This window comes from Lentzea aerocolonigenes, assembly GCF_000955955.1.
GTDB lineage: Bacteria > Actinomycetota > Actinomycetes > Mycobacteriales > Pseudonocardiaceae > Lentzea > Lentzea aerocolonigenes_A.
The window spans coordinates 39030-63664 of record NZ_JYJG01000069.1 but is presented as its reverse complement, the minus strand read 5'-3'; the positions used below and the strand labels follow the sequence as shown (position 1 = coordinate 63664).

23 protein-coding genes are annotated in these 24635 nt (G+C 68.3%); 9 read left to right on the top strand and 14 right to left on the bottom strand.

Annotated elements, in window-relative coordinates; genetic code table 11:
* The first annotated feature begins 87 nt into the window (after positions 1–87).
* Genes nth through UK23_RS12380 form a run of 4 tightly spaced genes read left to right on the top strand, consistent with a single transcriptional unit; the run spans position 88 to position 3211 of the window.
* Entirely contained in the window at positions 88–795 is a 708-nt protein-coding gene (gene nth / locus UK23_RS12395) for an endonuclease III (protein ID WP_045311604.1), read from the top strand.
* Positions 792–1352, top strand: coding sequence for a TlpA family protein disulfide reductase (locus UK23_RS12390; protein WP_045311603.1), 561 nt, complete (start codon positions 792–794; stop codon positions 1350–1352). The genes nth and UK23_RS12390 overlap by 4 nt, the downstream gene beginning before the upstream one ends.
* The gene (locus UK23_RS12385) at positions 1349–2008 is read left to right on the top strand and encodes an NUDIX hydrolase (protein ID WP_045311602.1); all 660 of its coding nucleotides are present in this window, start codon (positions 1349–1351) and stop codon (positions 2006–2008) included. Before UK23_RS12390 ends, UK23_RS12385 begins: the two co-directional genes overlap by 4 nt.
* A 15-nt stretch (positions 2009–2023) precedes the next feature.
* Positions 2024–3211 (top strand): MarP family serine protease, encoded by a 1188-nt coding sequence (locus UK23_RS12380; protein WP_045311601.1) that lies wholly within the window; start codon positions 2024–2026, stop codon positions 3209–3211.
* On the opposite strand, the gene UK23_RS12375 is transcribed toward UK23_RS12380, so the two are convergent.
* The gene (locus UK23_RS12375; protein WP_045311600.1) at positions 3189–3899 is read right to left on the bottom strand and encodes a TetR/AcrR family transcriptional regulator; all 711 of its coding nucleotides are present in this window, start codon (positions 3897–3899) and stop codon (positions 3189–3191) included. The genes UK23_RS12380 and UK23_RS12375 overlap by 23 nt on opposite strands.
* A 72-nt stretch (positions 3900–3971) precedes the next feature.
* On the opposite strand from UK23_RS12375, the gene UK23_RS12370 reads away from it, so the two are divergent.
* Positions 3972–5456, top strand: a complete 1485-nt coding sequence (locus tag UK23_RS12370; protein WP_231114472.1) for an FAD-dependent monooxygenase — start codon at positions 3972–3974, stop codon at positions 5454–5456.
* On the opposite strand, the gene UK23_RS12365 is transcribed toward UK23_RS12370, so the two are convergent.
* The 4 genes from UK23_RS12365 to acs all read right to left on the bottom strand — a co-directional run bounded on the left by UK23_RS12365 (position 5428) and on the right by acs (position 10053).
* Positions 5428–6345: an alpha/beta fold hydrolase gene (locus tag UK23_RS12365; protein WP_045311630.1), complete on the bottom strand. Its 918-nt coding sequence runs from the start codon at positions 6343–6345 to the stop codon at positions 5428–5430. The genes UK23_RS12370 and UK23_RS12365 overlap by 29 nt on opposite strands.
* A complete protein-coding gene (locus UK23_RS12360) occupies positions 6342–6782 on the bottom strand; it encodes a phage holin family protein (protein ID WP_045311598.1) in 441 nt (146 codons plus the stop codon). The genes UK23_RS12365 and UK23_RS12360 overlap by 4 nt, the downstream gene beginning before the upstream one ends.
* Positions 6779–7945 (bottom strand): Na+/H+ antiporter NhaA, encoded by a 1167-nt coding sequence (nhaA, locus tag UK23_RS12355; RefSeq protein WP_045311597.1) that lies wholly within the window; start codon positions 7943–7945, stop codon positions 6779–6781. Before nhaA ends, UK23_RS12360 begins: the two co-directional genes overlap by 4 nt.
* Positions 7946–8070: 125 nt before the next feature.
* A complete protein-coding gene (acs, locus tag UK23_RS12350) occupies positions 8071–10053 on the bottom strand; it encodes an acetate--CoA ligase (RefSeq protein WP_045311596.1) in 1983 nt (660 codons plus the stop codon).
* A 259-nt stretch (positions 10054–10312) separates the two neighbouring features.
* Between acs and UK23_RS12345 the strand changes: the two genes are divergently transcribed.
* Positions 10313–11041 carry a hypothetical protein gene (locus tag UK23_RS12345; RefSeq protein ID WP_045311595.1) on the top strand — a complete coding sequence of 243 codons (729 nt, stop codon included), beginning with the start codon at positions 10313–10315 and terminating at the stop codon, positions 11039–11041.
* On the opposite strand, the gene kynU is transcribed toward UK23_RS12345, so the two are convergent.
* Together kynU and UK23_RS12335 are read right to left on the bottom strand one after the other, a co-directional pair.
* Positions 11031–12131, bottom strand: coding sequence for a kynureninase (gene kynU / locus UK23_RS12340; protein ID WP_231114471.1), 1101 nt, complete (start codon positions 12129–12131; stop codon positions 11031–11033). The genes UK23_RS12345 and kynU overlap by 11 nt on opposite strands.
* Entirely contained in the window at positions 12128–12943 is an 816-nt protein-coding gene (locus tag UK23_RS12335; protein ID WP_045311593.1) for a tryptophan 2,3-dioxygenase, read from the bottom strand. The genes kynU and UK23_RS12335 overlap by 4 nt, the downstream gene beginning before the upstream one ends.
* A gap of 106 nt (positions 12944–13049) precedes the next feature.
* Here UK23_RS12335 and UK23_RS12330 point away from each other — a divergent pair, with 106 nt between their 5' ends.
* Positions 13050–13490 (top strand): Lrp/AsnC family transcriptional regulator, encoded by a 441-nt coding sequence (locus tag UK23_RS12330; protein ID WP_196777713.1) that lies wholly within the window; start codon positions 13050–13052, stop codon positions 13488–13490.
* Here UK23_RS12330 and UK23_RS12325 read toward each other — a convergent pair.
* The 3 genes from UK23_RS12325 to UK23_RS12315 all read right to left on the bottom strand — a co-directional run bounded on the left by UK23_RS12325 (position 13479) and on the right by UK23_RS12315 (position 15825).
* Positions 13479–14390: an N-acetylmuramic acid 6-phosphate etherase gene (locus tag UK23_RS12325; protein WP_045311592.1), complete on the bottom strand. Its 912-nt coding sequence runs from the start codon at positions 14388–14390 to the stop codon at positions 13479–13481. The two genes, UK23_RS12330 and UK23_RS12325, sit on opposite strands and share 12 nt — an antisense overlap.
* Positions 14387–15307, bottom strand: coding sequence for a MurR/RpiR family transcriptional regulator (locus UK23_RS12320; RefSeq protein ID WP_082114597.1), 921 nt, complete (start codon positions 15305–15307; stop codon positions 14387–14389). Before UK23_RS12320 ends, UK23_RS12325 begins: the two co-directional genes overlap by 4 nt.
* Positions 15308–15378: 71 nt before the next feature.
* On the bottom strand, positions 15379–15825 hold the full coding sequence (locus UK23_RS12315) for a carboxymuconolactone decarboxylase family protein (RefSeq protein WP_045311590.1): 447 nt from the start codon (positions 15823–15825) through the stop codon (positions 15379–15381).
* A 49-nt stretch (positions 15826–15874) separates the two neighbouring features.
* Between UK23_RS12315 and UK23_RS12310 the strand changes: the two genes are divergently transcribed.
* A complete protein-coding gene (locus tag UK23_RS12310; RefSeq protein WP_045311589.1) occupies positions 15875–17212 on the top strand; it encodes a PLP-dependent aminotransferase family protein in 1338 nt (445 codons plus the stop codon).
* On the opposite strand, the gene UK23_RS12305 is transcribed toward UK23_RS12310, so the two are convergent.
* The 4 genes from UK23_RS12305 to UK23_RS12290 all read right to left on the bottom strand — a co-directional run bounded on the left by UK23_RS12305 (position 17195) and on the right by UK23_RS12290 (position 23011).
* Positions 17195–18718, bottom strand: a complete 1524-nt coding sequence (locus UK23_RS12305) for a serine hydrolase domain-containing protein (RefSeq protein WP_045311588.1) — start codon at positions 18716–18718, stop codon at positions 17195–17197. The two genes, UK23_RS12310 and UK23_RS12305, sit on opposite strands and share 18 nt — an antisense overlap.
* 7 nt (positions 18719–18725) lie before the next feature.
* On the bottom strand, positions 18726–19931 hold the full coding sequence (locus UK23_RS12300) for an exo-beta-N-acetylmuramidase NamZ domain-containing protein (RefSeq protein WP_156213049.1): 1206 nt from the start codon (positions 19929–19931) through the stop codon (positions 18726–18728).
* Positions 19928–21586: a glycoside hydrolase family 3 protein gene (locus tag UK23_RS12295; protein ID WP_045311627.1), complete on the bottom strand. Its 1659-nt coding sequence runs from the start codon at positions 21584–21586 to the stop codon at positions 19928–19930. Before UK23_RS12295 ends, UK23_RS12300 begins: the two co-directional genes overlap by 4 nt.
* 630 nt (positions 21587–22216) lie before the next feature.
* Complete coding sequence (locus UK23_RS12290) at positions 22217–23011, bottom strand: HAD-IB family hydrolase (RefSeq protein ID WP_082114596.1); 795 nt, start codon at positions 23009–23011, stop codon at positions 22217–22219.
* A 447-nt stretch (positions 23012–23458) separates the two neighbouring features.
* Here UK23_RS12290 and ssd point away from each other — a divergent pair, with 447 nt between their 5' ends.
* A complete protein-coding gene (gene ssd, locus UK23_RS12285) occupies positions 23459–24493 on the top strand; it encodes a septum site-determining protein Ssd (protein ID WP_045311625.1) in 1035 nt (344 codons plus the stop codon).
* Positions 24494–24635 lie beyond the last annotated feature (142 nt).

Below are 24635 nucleotides of genomic sequence, written 5' to 3'. Positions count from 1 at the left end.
TCGTGTCGGCGTGTTGACTACGCTGAATCAGTGCCCGCAACCAAGAAGCCGGAAACCAAAGTCGGTCTGACCCGCAGGGCCCGCCGGATGGTGCGCGTGCTTGCCGAGGGATACCCCGACGCGCACTGCGAGCTGGACTTCACCACGCCGCTCGAGCTGGTCGTGGCGGTGGTGCTGTCCGCCCAGTGCACCGACAAGAAGGTCAACGAGGTCACTCCCGCGCTCTTCGCGAAGTACCCGACGGCCGCCGACTACGCCGGCGCCGACCGGGTCGAACTCGAAGAGATGATCCGCCCGACCGGTTTCTACCGGAACAAGGCAACGTCTCTGCTAGGTCTCGGTGCTGCTCTTGTGGAGCAGTACGACGGTGTGGTTCCCGGCACTCTCGAGGAGCTGGTGAAGCTCCCAGGTGTAGGACGCAAGACGGCCAACGTGGTTCTCGGCAACGCGTTCGATGTGCCCGGCATCACAGTCGACACCCACTTCGGGCGTCTCGTCCGCCGTTGGGGCTGGACCGCGGAAGAGGACGCGGTCAAGGTCGAGCACGCCATCGGCGCGATCATCGAGAAGCGCGACTGGACCATGGCGTCGCACTGGATCATCTTCCACGGCCGTCGCGTCTGCCACGCCAAAACCCCTGCGTGCGGGGCTTGTCTGCTGATGAAGGACTGCCCGTCGTACGGCATCGGCCCCGAGGACCCGGTGAAGGCCGCCAAACTCGTGAAGGGCGACGAGAAGCCGCACCTGCTGGAGCTCGCCGACCGAGTCCGGTCCGGTGAGAAGCTGGTGGGGTGAACAACCGCACTCGCTGGCTCGTCCTCGTGCTCGTCCTGGGCGTGGCGGGTGTCGTGGCGCTCTGGCCCCGTGACAAGTCACCGGAGCCGCCCACGCCGACCCGCCCGGCCCAGGACGTTGCCGCGTTGCGCGCGCAGGCCCAGCTGCGGCCGTGCGTGCCCGGCGCACCAGGCGGCGTAGACGTCACGTGCCTCGGCGACGGCACCCGGACGGCCCTCGCGCTGAAGGGGCCGATGCTGATCAACTTCTGGGCGACCTGGTGCCAGCCGTGTCAGCAGGAGCTGCCCGTGCTCGAAACGTATGCGAAGCAACCAGGTGCCGTCCCGGTCGTCCCAGTTCTTGTGGACAGCAGGGAAGCCGACGGCCTGGAGCTGCTCGCGAAGCTCGGCGTGCGGCTGCCCTCGGTGTTCGACGGCGCCGATGAACTTCGCAAGCGCGTCAAGGCGCCGAAGCCGCTTCCCGCCACGTATTACGTATCAGCGGACGGGTTGGTCCGGCAGATCACGGATCCGCCGTACTTCCAGACGCCCGAGCAGGTGGAGAAGGCGGTTCGATGACGGAGGCAGCAGAGCCACCCGACTGGATGCTGCGCCTGGCCAAGGCCACCGAGACGATCGACGCGAGCACGTTCATGCGGGTCCCTCGGGCGCCGTCAGAGGGCGTGCGCGAGGCGTCCGTGCTGATGTTGTTCGGCGAGGACGAGGTCCACGGGCCGGACGTGTTGCTGCTGCGCCGTTCGGACACGCTGGGCTCGCATCCGGGCCAGGTCGCGTTCCCCGGCGGGGCGTCCGACCCGACCGACGACGGGCCCGTCGCCACCGCATTACGCGAGGCTTACGAGGAGACAGGTGTACTTGCGGAAGGAGTGAGACCGCTCGCCCTGCTGCCGGAGCTGTACGTGCCGGTGTCCGGGTTCGTGGTCACACCCGTGCTCGCCTACTGGGAACAGCCGAGCCCCGTCGCACCTGTCGACCCGGCGGAGACCGCCGCCGTCGCGCGGGTGCCGGTCGCGCACCTCGCCGATCCTGCGAACAGGTTCCGGGTGCGTCACCCTGCGGGTTACGTCGGAGCGGCCTTCTCCGCGCCGGGCATGCTGGTGTGGGGCTTCACCGCGGGGTTGATCAACGGCCTGATCGCACTCGGCGGCTGGGAACAGCCGTGGGATGCGACCGATGTGCGTGACCTTGAACTAGCGTTGCGCGCTACACAGTGAGGCGGAGGTTTCGGGTTGAACTGGGTTGACCTGCTCGTGCTGGGCCTTGCCGCGATCGCCGCGGTGTCCGGGGCCAGGCAAGGCATGGTCGTCGCGCTGCCCGCGTTCGTCGGTGTGCTCGTCGGCCTGATCCTCGGCACGCAGATCGCACCGCTGCTGGTGTCCCAGTTCGAGAACGTCGTCACCAAGGTCGTGTTCGCGGTCGGCATCGTGGTGCTGCTCGTGGCGCTGGGCGAGACGATCGGCGTCTACATCGGGCGGACGATCAAGGCCAGGGTCAACGCGTCGCCGTTGCGCGGCGCGGACAACGCCCTGGGCGCCATCGTGCAGGGCCTGGTCGTCTTCATCGTGGCGTGGATGATCGCGCTCCCGCTGACCTCGGTCGTCGGCCTGCCTGATCTCACGTCGTCGCTCAAGCAGTCGGTGATCCTCGGCAAGGTCGACCAGACCATGCCGCAGGCCGCGCGGGTGCTGTCCGGTGACCTGCAGAAGCTCTTCGACGTCTCGGGTTTCCCGGCGGCGATGGACCCGTTCAACCGGACGCCGCTCAAGGAGGTCGAGCCGCCGAACGACCAGCTCGCGAACTCCCCGGTGCCGAAGCGGCTGCAGTCGTCCGTGCTGAAGATCCGCGGTCGCGCGCCGTCGTGTTCGCGTGCTCTCGAAGGCACCGGGTTCGTGATCGCGCCGGAACGGGTCATGACCAACGCGCACGTGGTCGCCGGCACGAACGAGGTGACGGTCGAGGTCGGCCGCGGCCAGTTCGACGCCACCGTCGTCGCCTACGACCCGCGTACGGACATCGCTGTGCTCGCGGTGCCGGACCTGGAGGCCACGCCGCTGCAGTTCCGCAGCGACGAGGTGCAGCCCGGCGAGGACGGCATCGTGCTCGGCTATCCGCTGGACGGTCCGTACAAGCCGTCCCCGGCCCGTGTGCGCGAGCGGATCCCGCTGCTGCGCGGTCCGGACATCTACGACGCCCAGACGGTCACGCGGGACGTCTACACGGTTCGCGCCGAGGTCCGGTCCGGCAACTCCGGCGGCCCGCTGGTGGACACGCAGGGCCGCGTGATGGGCGTGGTCTTCGGTGCCGCGGTGGACGACCCGGAGACGGGCTTCGTGCTGACCGCGCAGCAGGTGCAGTCGATGGCGCAGAAGGCGCCGACGCTGACCCGCCGCGCGTCTACGCAGGGGTGTGCCTCGTAGCGATGCCGTCGAGCACGTAGCTCAGACCGATGTCGAACACAGCCGCCGAGTTGGTGTGCTCGGCGTCGTACACGACCTTGGCGAGCGTCGGGAACTCCCCGGTCGCCAGCATCCGCTCGATGTACGGGCCGGACGCCCGCTGCCACTGCTCCTCGGTCATGCCGGTGGACCGTTCGGCGCGCGCCTCGGTGACCTCGCCGCGGACCGCGCCGTGGACGAACGCCATCACCGTGCCGACCGCGCCCAGGACGTGGTCGATGGTCGGGAACTCCGGCTTGCCCTCGAGCGTGGCGAGTGACGCCTCCATGTGCCGCAGTGAGTTCGGGCCCCGGCGCGGGCGGCCCCCGACCAGGTCGACGAACCACTCGTGCCGCTTCGCCGCCGCGCGGATGCCGGCAGCGATCTGCGTCAGCCCCTCGCGCCAGCCGGTCCCGGGTGGGGGCAGTTCGATCTCGCCGTAGACCTCGTCGACCATCAGGTCGAGCAGCTCGTCCTTGGTCTCGATGTAGCCGTACAGCCGCATGGGGCCGGCGTTCAACGCGGCGGCCACCTTGCGCAGCGACACCTCGTCGAGCCCACCCTCGTCGGCGAGCCTGATCGCGGCGCTCACGATCAGATCCCTGCTCAACGGGGTCGGCGACGGCTTGCTGGGCGGCTCTGGGCGGTCCCACACGAGTTCGTTCGGCATCGGGCTGGACAATACAGCGTCTCCTTGCGATACAGTGTATTGAGCGATACAGCGTATCGAGAGGGGATGCTGGTGAAGACTTCTGTGTTGGTGGTCGGGGGAGGCCTGGCGGGAACGTCGGCCGCGTTGTTCATGGCGTGGCGCGGTGTGGACGTGACGCTGGTGGAGAAGCATCCGGGCAGCTCACCGCACCCGCGGGCGGTCGGTTTCAACGCTCGGGTGGGCGAGCTGATGCGCGCGACCGGGCTGGCGGACGAGCTGCCGCGCAGCAACGTGGGCAAGGGCTTCGGCATCCGGCGGGTCAAGGCGGAGAGCCTGGTCGGGAGGAAGTACGACGAGACGTTCTGGTCGCCTCCGGCCGAGATCTCCGACGTCGAGTACTCGCCGTCGAAGGGCGTCGGGGTGGCCCAGGACCGGATGGAGCCGCTGCTGCGGGACAAGGCCCGCCAGCTCGGCGCGGACATCCGGATGAGCACCCGGATGCTGGAGTTCTCGCAGGACGACGAGGGCGTGACGGCGATCGTGCAGGGCGATGGCGAGCCGTACGAGATCCGGGCGGACTACCTGGTCGCGGCCGATGGCCACCGCAGCCCGATCCGGGAGGCGCTCGGCATCACCCGCACCGGTCGCGGGTTCATGCACACCTCCCGCAGCGTGCTGTTCCGCGCGCCGCTGGACGAGTACCTCAAGGACGGGATCGGCCAGTTCGTGATCGACGGCATCGGCTTCCTGACCACCTACGGCGACGGCCGCTGGGTGCTGATGCTCGAAGACCGCGACTACACCGAGGCCGAGCTGGTGGCCAGGATCTACCAGGCGATCGGCAGGGACGACCTGCCCGTCGAGATCATCACGACGGGGCGCTGGACGATCTCCGCGGGCGTCGCCGACCAGTTCTCGGCCGGCCGGATCTTCCTGGCAGGCGACGCCGCGCACACGTTGCCGCCGAGCCGTGGCGGGTTCGGGGCGAATGTGGGCATCGAGGACGCGCACAACCTGGCCTGGAAGCTCGCCGCCGTGCTGGGCGGCGAGTCACGACCGTCCTTGTTGGACACCTACGACGCGGAACGGCGCCCGGTCGCGACCCTCTGCCACCAGCAGATCTTCGCGCGCAACGACGGCCACAACCGGGACGGCGAGCCCGAGGACGCCGTGCTGTACGACAACAACGCCATGCACTTCGGCATGCTCTACCGCTCGGACGCCGTGCTGGGAGCCGGACCTGAACTGCCGCCGGCGCAGCTCCCGGAGCTGTGGAACGGCCAGCCGGGCACGCGCGCCCCGCACGCGTGGATCGAGCCGGGCAAGTCCACTTTGGACCTCTTCCAGCGCGGCTGGGTGCTCGTCGCCGACCACCCGCAGTGGGAGGAGGCGGCGCAACGAGCGGGCGTGACGTATGAGCGGATCGAGCAGCTGGAGCTGTTCGGACTGTCCGAAAAGGGCGCGTCGCTGGTGCGGCCGGACGGCTACATCGCCTGGCGTTCGGTGGATCTGCCGGACGACCCGGCCGGAGCGCTGACGACCGCGTTCAGGACGTCTTCCGCAGGAACTCGGTGATCAGCCTGCTCGTGGTGTGGGACGCCTCCTGGTTCGGGAAGTGCCCCACCTCGGGCAGGCACCGGAACTCCGACCCCGGCCCGAGCCACGGTCGCGACTCGCGGGCGGAGGACTCCAGGGTGATCGGGTCCAGGGCGCCGTGGATCTGCAGCACCGGCACCTGCATCGGCTTGTCGACCGCCTCGATGAACCGGCGGCCGTCGCTGCGGATCTGCGAGCGCACCGCCCACCGGAAGTACTCCATCGCGCTGTGGGCGACGCCGGGGATCGTCATCGCCTGGCGGCAGCGGCGGATGACCTCGTCGAACTCGGGCGCTGACCGCCACTTCGGCCCGGACCACGCCGACAGCAGCCGGGCGACCTGCAGGCCGTTCTCGCCGGTCAGCCAGCGTTCCGGGTAGATCGGCAGCTGGAAGCGCAGCACGTGCGAGTTGATCCGGGGATGCCTGCGGAACGCGCGGCGCATCGCCAGCGGGTGCGGCGCGGCCAGCACCGAGATCGACGAGACCAGGCGCGGGTGGATCGCGCCGACGGTCCAGGCCGTGGCGCCGCCCCACGCGTGACCCACCAGGTGTGCGCGTTGGGCGCCGAGCGCCTTGATCAGGCCCGCGATGTCACCGGCGAGCGTGAAGCCGTCGTAGCCGCGCGGTGGTTTGTCCGAGTCGCCGTACCCGCGCAGGTCGACGGCCACCGCGCGGTAGCCGGCCTCGGCGAGCGTCGTCAGCTGGTGCCGCCACGACCACCAGAACTCGGGGAACCCGTGCAGGAGCAGCACGAGCGGTCCCTCGCCGAGTTCGGCGACGTGCAGGCGGATGCCGTTGGCCGAGACGTCGCGGTGCGTCCACGGACCCGCGACCCGCACCACGGACGGGTCGGGTTTGCGGCTCAGTTGTCGTCGCCCCGGCTCGTCAGCGCGGCGATCGTTTCCTTCGCCTCCGCGATCGACTTCTCCGGCGCCTTGATCCTCTTCAGCTTGCGCACGCCGAGCAGGGCCAGCGCCCCGACGGCGAGGAGCATCACGACGAACACGAGCCCGAAGCCGGCCCACCTCGGCCAGCCCCACCACTCCGAGAAGCCGAAGCCGAGCGCCATGAAGAGGAAGAACAGGCTGAAGCAGAGCACCGTGAGAGCGGCGATCAGGTAGGCGCTGCCGAAGGCGCCCTTCTTGAGCTCCTTGACCAGCTCACCCTTGGCGAGCTCGACCTCTGCTCTGACCAACGTCGACATGTGCGCGGTCGCATCACGAACAAGACCGCCGATCGAGGCCTCGGCCGTCGGGTCGTCTGCGGTCAGCGGAATCGACGCGATGTGCTCCCTGGTGGTCACCCGGACATGGTGCCATGTGCCCGGCTGCGGCGAATGAGCAACACCGCGGCGAGCAGCGACGCGATCATGGACGCGAGCAGGACGGCGGCCTTCGCGGTCTCCGCCTCGCCGAGGGACAGCTCGGCGATCAGCAGGCTGACCGTGAACCCGACTCCGCCCAGCGTCGCCACCGCGACGATGTCCCGCGGCCCGGCACCGGCCGGCCAGACCGCTGCTTTGACCGCGACGGCCAGCGCCGACGCCCCCACGATTCCGATCACCTTGCCGACGACCAGTCCGACCATCACCCCGATCGCGATCTTGTCCGCGAAGAGCTTCCCGAACGCCTCCGCGCCCACCGGAATCCCGGCCGCGAACAGCGCGAACACCGGCACCGCCACCCCAGCCGACCACGGCTGCAGCAGGTGCTCGAGCCTCACCGCCGGCGCCTCCTGCTCGTACGGGTCGCGCTTCACCCGCGTCAGCAACGCCAGCGCCACCCCGGCGATCGTCGCGTGGATGCCAGACTCGTGCATGAACCACCAGGTGGCGAGCGCGATCGGCACGTAGAGGAACGGCGAGGTGATCCTCTTGTGCTGCAGGAAGGCGTACAGGGCCAGCAGCAGCACGACCGCCCCGGCCGCGAGCAGGTTGAACTTCGCCGTGAACAGGATCGCGATCACGACGATCGCACCCAGGTCGTCCACCACGGCCAACGACAACAGGAACACCCGCAGACTCGACGGCAACCCGGACGCGGTGATCGCCAGCACGCCCAGCGCGAACGCGATGTCCGTGGCGACCGGAATCGCCCACGCTTTCTCGATGCCCGGCTGCCCCCAGCCGATCGTCAACGCGATCAACGCGGGCACGATCATGCCGCCGATCGCCGCCACCACGGGCAAGATCGCGGCCTTCAGCTGCGACAGCTCTCCGACGACGAGCTCTCGTTTGAGCTCAAGCCCGGCCACGAAGAAGAAGACGGCCAGCAACCCGTCCTTGGCCCAGTCCCCAATGGACAGTGGCCCGGCCTGGAGGTCTCTGAGGCCGAAGTAGGCGGGGGACAACGGCGAATTGGCCCAGAGCAACGCTATGGCCGTGGCGCCGAGCAGCACGGTGCCACCCACGGTTTCCGTGCGGAGGTAACGGGCGAACTCGGCGACAACTGCCTTCTTGCGCGACACGGGGCTCCCAAGCGGTCAGCAGGTACGACAAATCCTCGTGCCGACCAGACTTCCCGGCTCACCCTGATGCAACCTTAACGCGAACGGGCGCCCTCTTCCGAGGGCGCCCGTCACGTTTACGCAGATCAGTCCTCGGACTTGCCCGACTGCAGGCCGGCCGAGATGAGATCCATGACCGACGAGTCGGCCAGCGTCGTCACGTCACCGACGGCACGGTTCTCGGCCACATCGCGCAGCAGGCGGCGCATGATCTTGCCCGAGCGGGTCTTCGGCAGCTCCGGCACGACCATGATCTGCCGCGGCTTCGCGATCGGGCCGATCTCCTTGGCCACGTGGTCGCGCAGCGCCTTGATCGCCTCGGCACCACCGGCGTCGGAGCCCGCACCACCGCGCAGGATCACGAACGCCACGATGCCCTGGCCGGTGGTCGCGTCGGATGCGCCCACGACCGCGGCTTCAGCCACGGTCGGGTGCGAGACCAGTGCGGACTCGACCTCGGTGGTGGAGATGCGGTGGCCGGACACGTTCATCACGTCGTCGACCCGGCCGAGCAGCCAGATGTCGCCGTCGGCGTCGTACTTGGCGCCGTCACCCGCGAAGTAGAAGCCCTGCTCGCCGAAGCGCGACCAGTACGTGTCGCGGTAGCGCTCCTCGTCGCCCCAGATGCCGCGCAGCATCGACGGCCACGGCTCGTCCAGCACCAGGTAGCCACCGCCACCGTGGGGCACCTCGACGCCCTCGTCGTTGACGACCTTCGCGCCGATGCCGGGCAGCGGCTGCTGCGCCGAGCCGGGCTTGGTCGAGATGACACCGGGCAGCGGCGAGATCATGATCGCGCCGGTCTCGGTCTGCCACCACGTGTCGACGATGGGGGCCTTGCCGCCACCGACGTTCTCGCGGTACCAGATCCACGCCTCGGGGTTGATCGGCTCGCCGACCGAACCCAGCACGCGCAACGACGACAGGTCGTACTTGGCCGGGATGTCCGCGCCCCACTTCATGAAGGTGCGGATCAGCGTCGGCGCCGTGTAGTAGATCGAGACGCCGTACTTCTGCACGATCTCCCAGTGGCGGCCCTCGTGCGGGGTGTTCGGCGTGCCTTCGTAGACGACCTGCGTCACGCGGTTCGACAGCGGGCCGTAGACGATGTAGCTGTGGCCGGTGACCCAGCCGATGTCCGCGGTGCACCAGTACACGTCGGTGTCCGGCTTGAGGTCGAAGACGTAGTGCTGCGTGTACGACGCCTGCGTGAGGTAGCCGCCGGACGTGTGCAGGATGCCCTTCGGCTTACCCGTGGTGCCCGAGGTGTAGAGGATGAAGAGCGGGTGCTCCGAGTCGAACGCCTCGGGGGTGTGCACGTCGGACTGGCCGTCCACCAGCTCGTGCCACCACACGTCCTTGTCCGACCACGCGACCTCGGAACCGGTGCGCCGCACGACGAGCACCTTCTCCACGGACGGCGCGGCGGCGACGGCCTCGTCCACGGCGGGCTTGAGCGGGAACGGGTTGCCGCGGCGGAACTGACCGTCGGTCGTGATCACGAGCTTGCACGAGGAGTCCTCGATGCGGGTGCGCAGCGCCTCGGCGGAGAAGCCGCCGAACACGACGCTGTGCATCGCGCCGAGACGGGCGCAGGCGAGCATCGAGAAGATCGCCTCTGGGACCATCGGCATGTAGATCGCGACGCGGTCCTCGGCGCCGATGCCCAGCGACTTCAGCGCGTTCGCGGCCTTGCAGACCTCGCGCTGCAGCTCGGCGTAGGTGATGGCGCGGGAGTCACCGGGCTCGCCCTCCCAGTGGATGGCGACCTGGTCGCCGTGGCCGGACTCGACGTGCCGGTCGACGCAGTTGTAGGCGACGTTGAGCTTGCCGCCGACGAACCACTTCGCGAACGGCGCGTCCGACCAGTCGAGCACCTGCGTCCACTTGGTGTCCCAGTGCAGCCGCTCCGCCTGCTTCGCCCAGAACGCCTCGCGGTCGGCCTTCGCCTCCTCGTACAGCTCGGGCTGCGCGTTCGCCTGCGCCGCGAACTCGTCGGAGGGCGGGAACGTCCTGCTCTCCGTGAGCAGGTTGTCCAGAGCTTGGCCCTGGCCTGGCGACTGCGTCATGGTGCGAGACCTCCTGGAAAATCCAGACCGGTTGGGGATGCGGGTACTGACCGTAGTGCGAGCCAGTTCACTTCCAACAGGCTCCTCCCCCGAAAGGTTCAGACCAATCTTGGGAGGTTGGTTACACGGCTGTCATTGTGTAACCCGTTTTGTCTGGTTGAAGCACGTGTGGCGCGATGAACGGGCGAAGTTGCGCGCTCAACGGTCTGGCCAGTGAGCTGGATCACGCGTTTCACCTGGTCAGGTACTCTGCGCGACCGTGACCGATCCGCTTGCTCCGCTGCTTTCCTTGCCTGGTGTGGCCGACGCCGCCAACGCGGCCAAGGACGCCGTCTTCCAGGTGCACCGCCATCGGGTGAACTTGCGCGGCTGGGCCACGACGGCGGCCGAAGCGTCCGTCCGCGCGGCCCGTGCGTCGGCCGCGCTGGAGGGTGGGCCGACCGAGATCCCGTCCTCCGGAGAGGTCACTGATCCCGTGCTGGCAGGGTCTTTGCGCGTTGCCGAGGCACTGGGCGGTCTGGTTGGTGTTTGGCAACGCGCGCCGTTGCAGGCCCTCGCGCGGTTGCACGTTCTCGCCGCCGCGGATCTGACTGCCGACGTCGGACGGCCGCGCGTCTCCGAGCACGTGTCGCAGCGACTCGACCTGCTCGCGTCACTGGTCACCGGCGGAACGTCCGTGCCGGCGCCGGTTCTGGTCGCGGTGGTGCACGGCGAACTGCTCGGCCTGGCCCCGTTCGAGGTCGCCAACGGTGTGGTCGCCCGTGCCGCGGCCCGGATGACGTCGATCTCCAGCGGTCTCGACCCCAAGGGCCTGGGCGTGCCGGAGGTGGCGTGCCTGCGCCGTTCGTCCGAGTACGAAGCGGCGTCCGTGGCGTTCGCGTCCGGCGAGATCGAGGGCCTGGCTCAGTGGATCCTGTTCGTCTGCTCGGCTTTGGAAGCGGGCGCCCGCGAGGCGAAGAGCATCGCGGACGCCGCACTCACCGGGTGATCTCAGCCAGAACTTCGGCGGCCTTGATCGCTTCCTCGTCCGTCACGTAGAGCGGCGCGAACCCGAAGCGGAGGATGTCCGGCGGCCGGTGGTCGCCGATGACGCCCCGCGCGATCAGTTCGTCCATGACCTCGCGGGCGTCCGGGCAGCGCACCGAGACCTGGTTGCCGCGCACCTCGGGTGTGATCACTTCGAGGTTCGTGAGCTTCTCGACGTGCTCGCGGAACAACTGGGTGAGCTTGAGGCCGCGCTCACGCAGTTCGTGCAGATCGACGTCGTCCCACACGTCCAGCGAGGCGTCCAACGCCAGCATCGACAGGATGTCCGGCGTGCCGACCCGCGCTCGCACGATGCCGGGATCGGGTTCGTAGCTCGCCGCCATCGCGAACGGCTCGCGGTGCCCGTTCCAGCCCGACAACGGGTTCTCGAACGTGCTCTGCCTGTGCTTCGGCACGTAAATGAACGCGGGTGAGCCAGGTCCGCCGTTGAGGAACTTGTAGGTGCAGCCGATGGCGAAGTCGACGTTCAGCGCGTCCAGCTCGATCGGCAGCACGCCCGCGCTGTGGCAGAGGTCCCAGACCACCTGTGCGCCAACATCATGCGCCCGCTCGGTGAGCGCCTTCATGTCCTGCAGCTCGCCGGTCCGGTAGTCGACGTGGTTGAGCAGCACTACGGCCGTGTCCTCGGTGAGATCCAAAGAGGACGGACGCGCGGCCCGGATCTTCAGCCCTGTCAACGAGGCCACGGACTGCGCGATGTACCCGTCGGTCGGGAACGTCGACTCGTCGCACACGATCTCCGTGCGGCTGGTCCCTTTCACGGCTCCCATCAACGCCTTGAAGACGTTGACCGACGTGGAGTCACCGACCACGACCTGGCCGGGAGCCGCTCCGATCAGCCGGCCGATGCGGTCGCCGATCCGTTGCGGCGCCTCCCACCAGCCCTCCGACCACGACCTGATCAGCCGGGTGCCCCACTGGTGTTTGACGACTTCCTGCATGCGTTCGGCGACGTGCTTCGGCGGTGCGCCGAGCGAGTTGCCGTCGAGGTAGATGACACCTTCGGGAAGGTCGAACAGCTCGCGCTTCACACGTAGCTCCTGGCAGTCCACAGCTCGGGGAACACCGCTCGTTGGGTGCGCTTCTCCAGCCAGGCAACACCAGCGGACCCACCGGTGCCGACCTTCGCTCCCATCGAACGCCGGGTCGCGAGCAGGTGGTCATACCGCCAGCGCGCGAACTCCTCGGCGATGTCGGTCAGGGCCTCCCCGAGTTCGAGCAGGTCGCGGTCGTCGCCGCGGTAGATCTCCGCCCACACCTGCTCGACCTCGGCCGACGGTTCGTAGGCCTTGGTCAGGTCGCGTTCGAGCACCTCGGCCGGGATGTCGAACCCGCGACGCTTCAACGCCGCCAGCACGTCGTCGTACAGCGAGGGCTTCCCGAGCGACTCCTCCAGTTGCGCGTGCATCGCGGGCACCGCGCGGTGCGGCACGAGCATCGACGCGGACTTCTCGCCGAGCAGGAACTCCATCTCGCGGTACATGCCCGACTGGAAGCCGGAGCCCTCGCCCAGTGCGTCGCGGAACGAGTTGAACTCGGTGGGCGTCATGCGCGCGATCGGCCGCCACGCCGCAGACAGCGCCTGCAGATGCAGATCCGACCTGCGCAGTGTGCGCACGGCGGCTTTCAGGTCGTCCGCTCGGAGTTCGGTCTGGGCCTGCCGCCACTCGAAGCACAGCAGGCCGAAGTACAGCTCCATGACCTGCGTGATGACCAGGAACGACATCTCGCGCGGGTCCTTGGACCACTGCTGTTGAAGGGTGTGCAACACCGACGCGTGCACGTAGTCCTCGTACGGCGTGGTGCCGCCGAAATCCAGCTTGGGGGACACGGGGCAGCTCATGCCTTCAATCCTCCTGCCTGGACCTCGTCACCTGAATGGACGACGAAAGGCGTTCGGCTCGAACTTCTTCTGATTGCAAAGCAGATCGGCGAGTAGCTTTGCGTTCATGTTGGACGAGGTCGACAAGGCCCTGTTGGAGGCCCTCCAAGAGGATGCGCGCCTGTCGTACAACGAACTCGCACGACGCGTGCACGTCTCCCCGCCGACGGTCGCCCAACGGGTCCGCCGGCTCGAGAACATGGGCGCGATCACCGGCTATCGCGCCGTGGTCGACCCCACCGTCGTCGGACGTCCGGTCGTCGCGTTGGTGCGCATGAAGTGCTACGGCCCGCGGTGCATCACGGTCCACCCGGAGCTGCTCGACGACGTTCCCGAGGTGGTCGAAGTGGTGCGGCTGACCGGAGAGATCTGCTCGGTGGTGAAGGTGGTCACGACGTCGATCATCGAGTTGGAACGGCTGCTCGTCCGGCTGGCCGCGCACGGGGAGACGTCGAGCGCGATGGTGCTGTCGACGCCGATCCCGTGGCGTCCCGTCCTACCCGGCTAGCCGGTCCAGCGCGTTGCGGACGTGCCCCTTCGTGTCCTCGAGGGCGGCGGCCGCACGTTCGGTCGGTTCGCCCGACAGCAGGTGCACCAGCGCCACCTTGAGGTCGCCTGCCGCGTCCGCCAACGCCTGCGCGCAGTCGTTCTCAGGCAGCCCGGTGGCCTCGTGCAGGATCCGGATCGTGCGGCCGCGCAGCTTCGCGTTCGTCGCCCGCATGCTGACCATCAGGTTCGAGTAGGTGCGGCCGAGCTTGATCATCACCGCGGTGGAGAACGAGGTCAGGACCAGCTTCTGGGCCGACCCCGCCTTCATCCGCGTCGATCCGGCGATGGCTTCCGGGCCGGTGTCCAACGCGACGAGCACGTCCGGCGTGATCGGCACCGACGCGTTGTTCGACACCAGCACGGTGTGGGCGCCAAGCGCTTGCGCCTCTTCCAGCGCACCGATCACGAACGGCGTGCGCCCGGACGCCGTCACGCCCACGACCAGGTCTTTCGGTGTGGCGTCGCGGCGGATCTGGGCTGCGCCGGAGCTGTCCTCGACCTCCTCGACCGCGCGGACGAGGGCCTCGGAGCCGCCCGCGTGGTGGGCGACGAACCAGTCGGCCGGGACGTTGAACGTGGGCACCAGTTCGGCGGCGTCCAGCGTTGCCAGTCGCCCGGACGTGCCCGCGCCGACGTAGTGCACGCGGCCGCCGGACATGATCGCGGTGACGCCGAGGTCGACCGCGCGAGCCAGTTCCGGCAGTGCCGCGGCGACCGCGGACGGGACCGTGCGGTCCTCGTCGTTGATCATCCGCAGCACGTCGATCGTGGGGACCCGGTCGATGTCGGTCGTGCGAGGGTTCCGTTGCTCCGTCGGAGATTCCACGCGCACCACCACACCGTTCCGGGGGGAGATCATTTAGTCGTCTCCCGTGGCCGTCGGCGGCCGTCTGGTCTCGCGCCGAGCCGGTGGCCGGACACCGCTTCGTAGGTCGCCTCCAGCGCCGTCTTCGCCGAGTCGACGTGGTGCTGGGCGACGCCGATGAACAGGCAGTCGATCACGGTCAGCTGCGCGATGCGGCTGGCCATCGCGCCGGAGCGGAACGTGGTCTCGCGCGCGGCCGTGGTCAGCACGAGGTCGGCGACCTCGGTGATCGGGGAGCGCGGGAAGTTCGTCAGCGCGACCGTGGTGGCGCCGGCCTCCTTGGCCACCCGCAGCGCCTCGACGGTCTCCGCGGTCGAGCCGGTGTGCGAGATGCCGACGGCCACGTCCGCGCCGGTCAGCACGGCGGCGGAGGTCAGCGCGATGTGCGTGTCGTTCCACGCGAAGCAGGTCAGGCCGATGCGGTGCAGCTTCTGCTGCAGGTCGAACGCCACGAAAGCGCTGGCACCGAAGCCGTAGACGTCGACGCGACGGGCGCCCGCGACCGCCTGGACGACCTTGTCGAGCGACTCGATGTCGAGCTGCTCCGCAGTCTCCTCGACGGCGCGGGCGTCGGCGAACGCGACCTTGCCGACGACCTGCTTGAGGTCGTCTCCCGGGCCGATGTCGCCGCCCATGTCGTGGTTGGCCCTGGCCTGGCTGCGAGCGGTGTCGGCGGCGAGCGCGATGCGCAGCTCCGGGTACCCGCCGACGCCGATGGCCTTGCAGAACCGCGTCACCGTCGTCTCACTCGTGCCCGCCTGCTCGGCGACCTCGGTGATGCTGCGGTGCGCGACCGTCCCCGGGTTCTCCAGCACCACCTTCGCGACGCGCTGCTCGGCGCGCGCGAGGCCCGGCAGCAACGACCGGATCTTCACCAGCGGACTGGATTCGGCACTGCTCTCAGTGGACACGTGGGAAACTTACTAACCGCCACTGCGAGGGTCAACGGACTGTGCCCGAAAGTCACTCTCTCGGCGCGAGCTCAGTGAACGTCGGGAGCCATCCGAGTGGACACCGCGATCCGGTTCCACGAGTTGATGGTGAAGATGAGCGCGATGAGCTGTGCGAGCTCCTCCTCTTCGAAGTGCTTCGCGGCCTGCGCGTAGACCTCGTCACTCACGTACTCGTGGCTGCTCATCACCGTGATGGCCTCGGTCAGCAGTAGCGCGGCCTGCTCCTTCTCGGTGTAGATGTCGCCTGCCTCCTGCCACGCGCTGAGCAGGTAGATGCGGGCCTCCGTCTCGCCCTTCTTGCGGGCGTCGGCGGTGTGCATGTTGATGCAATAGGCGCAGTGGTTGAGCTGCGACGCCCGAATCCGGACCAGCTCGGCGAGGTTCTCGTCGATGCCCTCGCCGGCGGCGGCGTCCAGAGCGATCATGGCGCGGTAGACCTTCGGGGCCTTCTTGGCGAGGTTGATGCGGTTCGTCATGCATCAAACCTATGCCGCACATTGGCCCTCGGCATGGTGCAATCCAGTAGTGGAATCGTGGGCCAATCTTGACTTCCACCTGGACTTGTCCGGTCCGGGTGGTCTGCGGCACAGGTTGACGGCGTCGCTGCGGGAAGCCGTCCGCTCGGCTCGCCTGCCTCCCGGGACCCGCCTGCCCGCCTCGCGGTCGTTGGCCGCTGACCTGGGGATCGCGCGGAACACCGTGGCCGAGGCGTACGCGGAGCTCGTGGCAGAGGGCTGGCTGACCGCGCGGCAGGGTTCGGGGACCGTTGTGGCGCAACGGGTTGAGCCGCCGCCACCGAAGACGCGGCGGGTCATCGGCCCGGCTGTGCAGTTCGACCTCTCCGAGAGCGCGCCGGACGTCACCGAGTTCCCGCGCACCGAGTGGATCCGGTCGACGCGCCGGGCGTTGACGGCGGCGCCCGCGGAGGCGTTCGGGCCTGGCGACCCGCAGGGGCGGATCGAGCTGCGGACCGCGCTGGCCGAGTACCTGGCACGGGCACGGGGTGTGCGGGCCGATCCCGAGCGGATCGTGGTGTGCTCGGGGTTCGCCGATGGCATCCGGATGTTCAACCGGCTTTTGAAGCCACCGGTCGTCGTCGAGGAGTACGGGCTGCAGTTCCACCAGTCGTTGTGGACAGCGACGGAACCGTTGTTGGTGGACGAGCACGGCGCGAACACCGAGCAGCTGCCTGATGACCGGCGTGCGGTTGTTTTGACGCCCGCGCACCAGTTCCCGTTGGGCGGCCCTCTGCACCCACGACGGCGCGCGTCGGCGGTGGAGTGGGCACGGCGCGTTGGTGGCGTTGTGCTGGAGGACGACTACGACGGCGAGTTCCGCTACGACCGGCAGCCGGTCGGGGCGGTGCAGGGGCTGGATCCCGAGCACGTCGTCTATCTGGGCACGTCGAGCAAGGCGTTGTCACCGGCGTTGCGGATCGCCTGGATGGTGTTGCCGGACCGGTTCGTGGACCCGATTCTGGCGTTGAAGACGGACCGCGAGCAGTACATCTCGATGTTGGATCAGCTGACGTTGGCCGACTTCCTGGAGTGCGGGGCGTACGACAGCCACGTGCGGCGGATGCGATTGGAGTACCAGCGGCGGCGTGACCGGCTCGTTGAGGCCGTGTCGCCGTACGTGAAGGTGTCCGGCATCGCGGCAGGGATGCACGCGGTGCTGGAAACCCCACACGACGAGGCCATCGTGCAGATGGCACGTGAGCGTGGGATCGAGGTCAGCCCTCTCTCGTGGTTCCGGCACGAGCAGAGCGACGACGACCGCACGGGGATCGTGATCAGTTTTGGACAGCCCGCGTTTCCGCGGGCTCTCCCTCTGTTCACCGAGGTGCTAGCGGCGTGCTGCTGACCAGCCTTCCGCGGTGACTTCGCCACGGGCGTGGACGTAGACGCCACGGCCGTTGTACTGGCCTGCCTTGGTGTAGACGAACCTGGACTTGACGGGTTCCGTTGGCACCCAACGGCGTTCGGTCGTCGTGATGGTCGTCGCGTCCTGCCAGGCCGTGCCGTTCCAGTGCTGGACGGTCAGCTTGTCGCCCTTGTCGACGTCCACGAAGATCTCGACCGGGCGTTCCGCGGTGAGAGTGCCGCCGTTCGTCGTTGCGCGCCATTGCTTTCCGCGCGACTGGACTGCGAGGGCGTTGGCCAGGCCGTCGGCGACAGCGCGGCGAGCCGGGTTGATGCTGCCCCAGTCGCGGGACGGGTGCACGCGGTTGGTCAGCAGGATCGCGATCGACCGGGAGGCCTTGTCGATCACGAACGACGTGCCGGTGTAGCCGGTGTGGCCCGCGGTGCCCGGACTGCTCAGCCCGCCCATGTACCAGCGCTGGTTGAGCTCGAAGCCGAGGCCGTGGTCGTTGTCCGGGAACTGCTGGTTGAAGTTCGTCAGCATCAGCTCGACGGAGTGCTCGCTGAGGATCCTGCGGCCGTTGTACGTGCCGCCGTTGAGGATGGTCTGGCCGAGGATCGCGAGGTCCTTGGCGGTGCCGAAGACGCCCGCGTGGCCGGCGACTCCGCCGAGGGACCACGAGTTCTCGTCGTGCACCTCGCCGCGGACCATGCCGCGTGGTGGTGCGGTCTGGAACTCCGTTGCGGCCGTGCGGTTGCGGGCCTTCGGGTTGTAGCCGGTGTCCTTCATGTTGAGCGGCTTGGTGATGCCGTCTCGCACTGCTTCGTCGAGACGCTTCCCGCTCACCTTGTGGACGAGCTCGCCGAGCGTGATCAGGTTCAGGTCGGAGTAGACGTACGTGGTGCCGGGCGTGGACTTCGGCTTCACGTCCATCACGGCTTTGACGCGGCTCGGGATGTCCGGGTACAGCTTCCACAGCGGGATGAACGGTTCGAGGCCGCTCGTGTGGGTGAGGAGCTGCTTGACGGTGATGTTCTCCTTGCCGTTGACGCCGAACTCGGGCAGGTAGGTGGCGACGCGTTCATCGATCTCGACGCGGCCTTGTTCCACCTGCTGGATCACCGCGATCGACGTGAAGAGCTTGGAGATCGAGGCGAGGTCGAAGATCGTGTCCTTCTGCATCGGGACGCGTTCTTCTTCTGGCAGCTGGGTTTGCTGGTCCTCGTACAGGACCGCGTAGCCGGTGCGGTCGTGCGTGACGATCTTGCCGTCGTGCACGAGCATCGTGACCGCGCCGGCGAACAGCGGTTTGCCGTTGGCCTGGGGTTTCTGGAAGTCGCGGAGCTGGCGCAGGGCCGCGTTGATCGGCTCCGGGGCCAGGTTGGCCCAGTACGGGTTGGACTCGCGCAGGGTTGTCCAGGGGTGCGCGAAACCGTCCTGGGGCTGGTCGAAGTGGCCGGGGATCACGGCCGTCACGACCGCGACGGCCAGTGCAGGGATGAGCATGGCGTCCTCACCGGTAGCGCAGGTAGGGCAGGCGGGTGCGGCGGAACTGCTGGAGCTCCTGGTGCCACGCGCCGACGATCTCGTCCAGTCCGGCCTGGGCGTCGATCATCTTGCGGAGCCTGTCGGAGCCGCTGAGCTTGTCGATCCAGTTGTCCGGCCGCCACGCGAACACGCTGGGGTACAACGACTTCGCGGTGATCAGCATGGCTACGGCCGCTTTGATGGCGTCGAACTCGGCTGCGTTGGTGACGTGCAAGGTGACACCGCCGCAGGTCTTGCCCTGGAACTTGTTGAACGTCGGCGCGAAGTAGGTCTCGCGGAACCGCACGCCCTTGAGGCCGAGCGCGTTGAGTTGTTCGGCCCAGCGCCAGTCGATCCCTGGTGCGCCAACGGTTTCGAACGGGCGGGTGGTGCCACGGCCCTCTGAGAGGGTTGTGCCTTCGAACAGGCACGTGCCGGGGTAGACGAGCGCGGTGTCCTGGGTGGGCATGTTCGGGCTCGGCGGGACCCACGGGAGGCCGGTGTCGAGCTGGTTCCTGCGCCAGCCCTTGACGTTGACGACTTCCAGCTCGGGTTTGAGGTCGAACTCGCCCTTGAAGAAGCGGGCCAGTTCGCCGACGGTCATGCCGTGCTGCTGGACGATCGGCTTCAGGCCGACGAACGTGGCGTAAGCAGGGTCGAGTTGCGGGCCGTTCGCGTTGCCGCCGGTGGGGTTCGGGCGGTCGAGGACGATGAAGTCCAGGTTCTGCGCCGCTTCCATCGCTTGGTACAGCGACCAGATGTACGTGTAGAAGCGCGCGCCCACGTCCGCGATGTCGAACACGACCGTGTCGATGCCCGCCTTGGCGAACATCGCCTGGATCTTCGCGGGGGAGGCTTGGTACGTGTCGTACACCGGGATTCCGGTGCGCGGGTCGGCGTAGTCGCCCTCCGAACCGCCGGCCTGTGCCGTGCCGCGGAAGCCGTGCTCTGGTCCGAAGACGGCTGTCGGTTTGGCGTCGTGGGCGACCATAGAGTCGACGATGTGGGTCTGGTCCCTGAGGATGCCAGTCGGGTTCGTGAGCACGCCGACCTTGCGGCCCTTGAGCTTGCGCCAGCCGTCGTTCGCGAGTTGCTCAGCGCCGGTGGAGAGCCTCGGTGTCGCGTTGGCGGTTGCAGTGCTGACGAGGGGGACGGACAGGGCGCTTGCCGTGAGGAAGCTCCGCCTTCTCACCAGGTCACTCCGTGTCCGAACGGGTAGGGGTTCGGGCCTGGCACGTCGACCGGGAGCTTGCCCTGCGGCTTGGTCTCGCCGAGCAGGATCCTGGCCAGTGCCTCCATGGAGACGGTCGTGGTGGAGTAGGTGGCGAGCCACGTCTTGGCGTTGCTGTACGCCACGTCGTACGGGTTGCCGGTGGCGGCGGCGATGACCGGCTTGCCGGTGGCGACCAGCTGGTTGAGCAGGTCGAGCTGGGCGGGCCTGGTGCTGAGGTTGTTGGTCAGCACGACGATCTTGTCCGCGTTGGCTGCCGCCGCGAGTGCCTGCTGGATCTGGGCTGGGGTGGGGCTGGTCGCCGTGACGACCTTCGAGCCCTTGATCCTGGTCGCGAGCGCTGACGTGGTGGCGTCGCTGGTGCCGATCACCAGGGGAGCCGCGGCGTTGAGCGGGATGGCCTGGGCGTCGTTGCGCACCGCGGTGATGGTGCGGTCGGCGATGCGCTGGGCGTTCTTCGTGTTGGAGCCGACGATCTGGTCGACCTTGTTCACGTCGACCTCGGTGTTGAGCATGACGCCGCGCAGGAGCTTCATCTTGAGAATGCGCAGCACGCTCTCGTCGATGCGCTTTTCCGGGATCTCGCCGCTGCGGACGGCCTTGACGACGCTGTCGATCGCGAGGCCGAGGTTCGGCGGCATCAGCAGCTGGTCGACGCCCGCCTTGATGGCGAGGATCGGGATCTCCGCGTCGTTCGGGTGCAGCTTGCGGACGCCGGCCATCTCGAGGGAGTCGGTGATGACGACGCCGTCGTACTTCAGCTCCTCGCGCAGCAGGCCGGTGATGACCTTCTTGGAGAGCGTGGCCGGTTCGCCGGACGGATCGATCTGCGGCACCTGGATGTGCGCGGTCATGATCGAGTCGATCCTGGCGTCGATGGCCGCCTTGAACGGCGGCGCGTCGATCTGGCGCCACTGGTCGAGGGTGCGGTTCGAGACCGGGAGGCTGGTGTGGCTGTCCTCGGACGTGTCGCCGTGGCCGGGGAAGTGCTTGGCCGTGGAGGTGACCGAGTCCTGGTCGAACCAGCGGTGCCCCTCGTAGCCGGTGACCTGGGCCTTCATCATGTCGGCCGCGAGCTTCGGGTCGCTGCTGAAGCTCCGCACGCCGATGATCGGGTTGGCCGGGTTGGAGTTGACGTCGGCGTCCGGGGCGAAGTTCTGGTTGATGCCCATGGCGCGGAGCTCCTGGGCGGTGATCCTGGCGGCTTCCTCGGCGTCCGCGGTGCTTCTCCCCGCGCCGAGGGCCATGTTGCCCGGCAGCTGGGTGGCCGGCGGGCCGATGCGCGTGACGAGACCCATCTCCTGGTCGGTCGAGATGAGCAACGGGATGCGGCTGGCCTTCTGCAGGCCGTTGGAGAGCTGCGCGATCTGCTTGGGGGTGTCGATGTTGTCGCGGCTCGAGTTGTTGAAGTAGATGACGCCGCCTGGCTGGTACTTGCGCACCATCTCCGCGGCCGTCGCCACTCCGAAGTCGGTCTGGTTCTTGGGGTGCGGGACGTCGGCGGCCTGGCCGTTGACGTACGTGACGAAGAGCTGGCCGACCTTCTGTTCCAGCGACATCCCGCGCAGAGTGGTCACGCTGGCGTCCGCTCTCGCCACCGGCGTGAGGGCGACCATGGCTGTGACCAGCGTCAACGCGGCGAACTTCCGCACTTGTCCGTGCCTCCCGGTGATGTTCCCACAGGTAACTGGCGTATTTCGCAAGTTACTCACGGCTGTGTGGTGGGTCAACGGGCGGACATTCTGCCTTTCGGGGGGTTTTCTTGCCGTAACAAGCAGACGGGGCACCCTCGAAAGGGTGCCCCGTCTTCAGCGCGGGCTTGCGAGTTACCAAGCGTGCAACTCTAGTCGTACAACCCTGGCCTCGGCGTCCGGCGTCCCGGTACGCAGGCCCTAGACGACAAGCCTCCCGCGGCGTGCTGCGCGTGGGTACTCGAAGTCCGCGCACGGAGCTTGGCCGGGGTGGATCCTGACTTCTCTTCGTCTGGCCCCTGGCCGACCCGAGTTCCGCACCACCCATTTAAGTGCGTGGGGCCGGTCACAGCAAGGGCTCGGACGGGTGCACCGTTCAAGCCACGTTCAGTAGTGAAAGTACTGCGGTTTCAGCGTTTGTGAGGTTTTGTACATGTTCGGGTACCGCTGACAGGGCGTGGTCGTGCACTCACGCGGGCACCACGTGTGCACGGCGTTGCCGCTACTCGCCAGTACCGGTCTCCATAGCTTCTTCTTTGGTCTTCGGGCTTGACTTCAGTCGCGGTTGCGCTTGCGCCGCAGGCCGTACCAGGCGGCTCCGGCGGCGGCGACCGCGCCGAGGCTGATGGCCGTGACGGCGACGGTCTTGCCCGACGGGGTGGGGATGCGGGAGCGCAGGCTCACCGGGTCGGAGAACTGCAGCACCGGCCAGCCCTTCTGCACGGCGGTGCGGCGCAGGCCCCTGTCCGGGTTGATGACCGTCGGGTGGCCGACGACCTCGAGCATCGGCAGGTCCGTGACGCTGTCCGAGTAGGCGTAGCTCTTGGCGAGGTCGTAACCGTGCTCGGCGGCGAGCTGCTTGATCGCGACGGCTTTGTTGTCGGCCGCGCAGTAGAAGTCGACATCGCCGGTGTAGCGGCCGTCGTGAACGACCATCTTGGTTCCGACGCTGTAGTCCGCACCGATCATCTGCGCAATGGGGGCGACCAGTTCTTCCCCGGACGCACTCACGATGACGACGTCGTGACCCTCCGCCTTGTGATCGGCGATCAACTGCGTCGCCTCTTTGTAGACGAGTGGATCGACGATGTCGTGCAGCGTCTCGTTGACGATGCTGCGGATCTGCTCGACGTCCCAGCCTGCGGCCAATGCGGTGATGTGCGCGCGCATGCGGTCCATCTGGTCCGCATCCGCACCGGCGAGCATGAACACGAGCTGCGCGTATGCGCTCTTCAGCACGGCGCGGCGGTTGATCAGCCCCTCCTGGAAGAAGGGACGGCTGAACGCCAGCGTGCTCGACTTCGCGATCACGGTCTTGTCGAGGTCGAAGAAGGCGGCGATCCGACTCATGTAGCTCAGCTTAGGTGTACTCGTCAGTAGGCCGTTCGGGCGGCATTTCGTTCGTGTACGAAACCGTTGTGCGACACGGTTACCGAAACTTGGCCCGCAGCTGTTGCCGAAGTTGCGCGCGGCACTGGCGCATGGGGATACAGTAGGAGAGTCCGGTTCGACGGACGGGTTCAGTCCGACCCCCCGGGACTGAACCATTGACGACCCCCGTCCCTCCCCCCTGGCGGGGGTCGTCCCATATCCAGGCCCCGATTCCTCGCGGGTTCGACTGGACCTCTGCTCTTCTTCCTCCGGGTTTCTGCGCCCAACCCTCCAGGCTCGCACACAGGTCTGACACTTCCTGCTGTTGCAGGGCTTCAAGATCGCGACTTGTCCACACCCGCGATTTGTCCACATCTGGATCTTCGCCCGTTGTGTCGTTCATCACGACCCAGCAGCGTGGACCCCATGACCCACCCCATCGCCCTGCTCACGGACCAGGACCTCCTCGACGAGGTCCTCCGCATGGCCGCCGCCGCGGACTGCTCGGTCTCCTGCGCCCCCGACGTCACCTCGCTGCGCTCGCAATGGCACAGCGCACCTCTCGTCCTGCTGGATCCCCCGGCCGTCTCCGCGTGCCTGGACGCGAACCTCCCGCGCCGCTCAGGCGTCCTGGTGGTCCACGGAGGCGATCCGCCCTGGGCTCCGGCGGTAGCTCTGGGCGCTGACCGCGTTCTGGAACTACCTCTCGACGGCCGCTCTCTCGTGAGCGCTCTCGCCGATGTGGGAGAGGGCCCGCCCTCCGACCGAGGGCGAGTGGTGTCCTTCGTAGGCGGCCGCGGAGGCTCAGGCGCCTCGATCCTCGCCATCGCGGCCGGCCGCGAAGCGGTGGCGGCGGGCGGCGAGGCGATGCTCGTCGACTGCGACCCGCTGGGCGGCGGCATAGATCTGGCCCTGGGCACCGAGTCCGACGAGGGCGCCCGCTGGCCAGGCGTCCACTGCAGCGGCGGCCGAGTCCCGATGTCGGCCCTCCGCGCAGCCCTCCCCGTCACCGGCAGCCTGAGCGTCCTGGCCTGCGACCGAACGGGCCCAGACCCGGAACCCGCCGCCGTGGCCGCCGTCCTGGACGCAGGCCGCCGCTCGGGCTGCACCGTCGTCTGCGACCTCCCACGCCACCCGACAGCCGCAGCCTCAGCCGCCCTCGACCGCACCGACCTGACAGTCCTGGTAGTCCCGGCCGAGGTCCGCGCAACCGCAGCCGCCAGCAGAGTCGCCACCCGCCTGCTCACTCAAGGCCGCAACATCCGCCTGGTGGTCCGCGGCCCATCCCCTGGCAACCTCCAAGCCGCCGAGATGGCCGACGTGATCGGCGTCCCCCTGCTCACCCAGATGCGCCCAGAACCGGGCCTGGCCGAGTCGCTCGAACGCGGCAGCTTCCCCCGCAACCCCAAGGGCCCACTGGCAACCGCGGCCCGCCTGGTGCTGAAGGAGCTGCGCCCATGAGGCAGCCGTGCACCGACTGCCTCCGCCGCGCAGTGATCCTCCGCGCGATCGAACGGGCCGGCGCCAAGTCCTCGACGGCTGCCCGGGCCGCACCACCGGAGAGGCGCCCTAGCTACTCCTGCGACAAGTGCGGCCGGCCCGA

What these genes read in the sequence shown, in the direction of transcription:
- UK23_RS12305 (WP_045311588.1), bottom strand. Translation starts at nt 18,718, where the DNA reads ATGCTCATCCCTGCACTGGCCGTCGCGGTCGTGACGGCCGTGATCCCC.
- UK23_RS12375 (WP_045311600.1), bottom strand. Translation starts at nt 3,899, where the DNA reads ATGCCGAACGAACTCGTGTGGGACCGCCCAGAGCCGCCCAGCAAGCCG.
- UK23_RS12290 (WP_082114596.1), bottom strand. Translation starts at nt 23,011, where the DNA reads ATGAGTCGGATCGCCGCCTTCTTCGACCTCGACAAGACCGTGATCGCG.
- UK23_RS12325 (WP_045311592.1), bottom strand. Translation starts at nt 14,390, where the DNA reads ATGATCTCCCCCCGGAACGGTGTGGTGGTGCGCGTGGAATCTCCGACG.
- ssd (WP_045311625.1), top strand. Translation starts at nt 23,459, where the DNA reads ATGACCCACCCCATCGCCCTGCTCACGGACCAGGACCTCCTCGACGAG.
- nth (WP_045311604.1), top strand. Translation starts at nt 88, where the DNA reads ATGGTGCGCGTGCTTGCCGAGGGATACCCCGACGCGCACTGCGAGCTG.
- acs (WP_045311596.1), bottom strand. Translation starts at nt 10,053, where the DNA reads ATGACGCAGTCGCCAGGCCAGGGCCAAGCTCTGGACAACCTGCTCACG.
- UK23_RS12295 (WP_045311627.1), bottom strand. Translation starts at nt 21,586, where the DNA reads ATGGTCGCCCTCACGCCGGTGGCGAGAGCGGACGCCAGCGTGACCACT.
- UK23_RS12330 (WP_196777713.1), top strand. Translation starts at nt 13,050, where the DNA reads ATGTTGGACGAGGTCGACAAGGCCCTGTTGGAGGCCCTCCAAGAGGAT.
- UK23_RS12335 (WP_045311593.1), bottom strand. Translation starts at nt 12,943, where the DNA reads ATGAGCTGCCCCGTGTCCCCCAAGCTGGATTTCGGCGGCACCACGCCG.
- UK23_RS12385 (WP_045311602.1), top strand. Translation starts at nt 1,349, where the DNA reads ATGACGGAGGCAGCAGAGCCACCCGACTGGATGCTGCGCCTGGCCAAG.
- UK23_RS12315 (WP_045311590.1), bottom strand. Translation starts at nt 15,825, where the DNA reads ATGACGAACCGCATCAACCTCGCCAAGAAGGCCCCGAAGGTCTACCGC.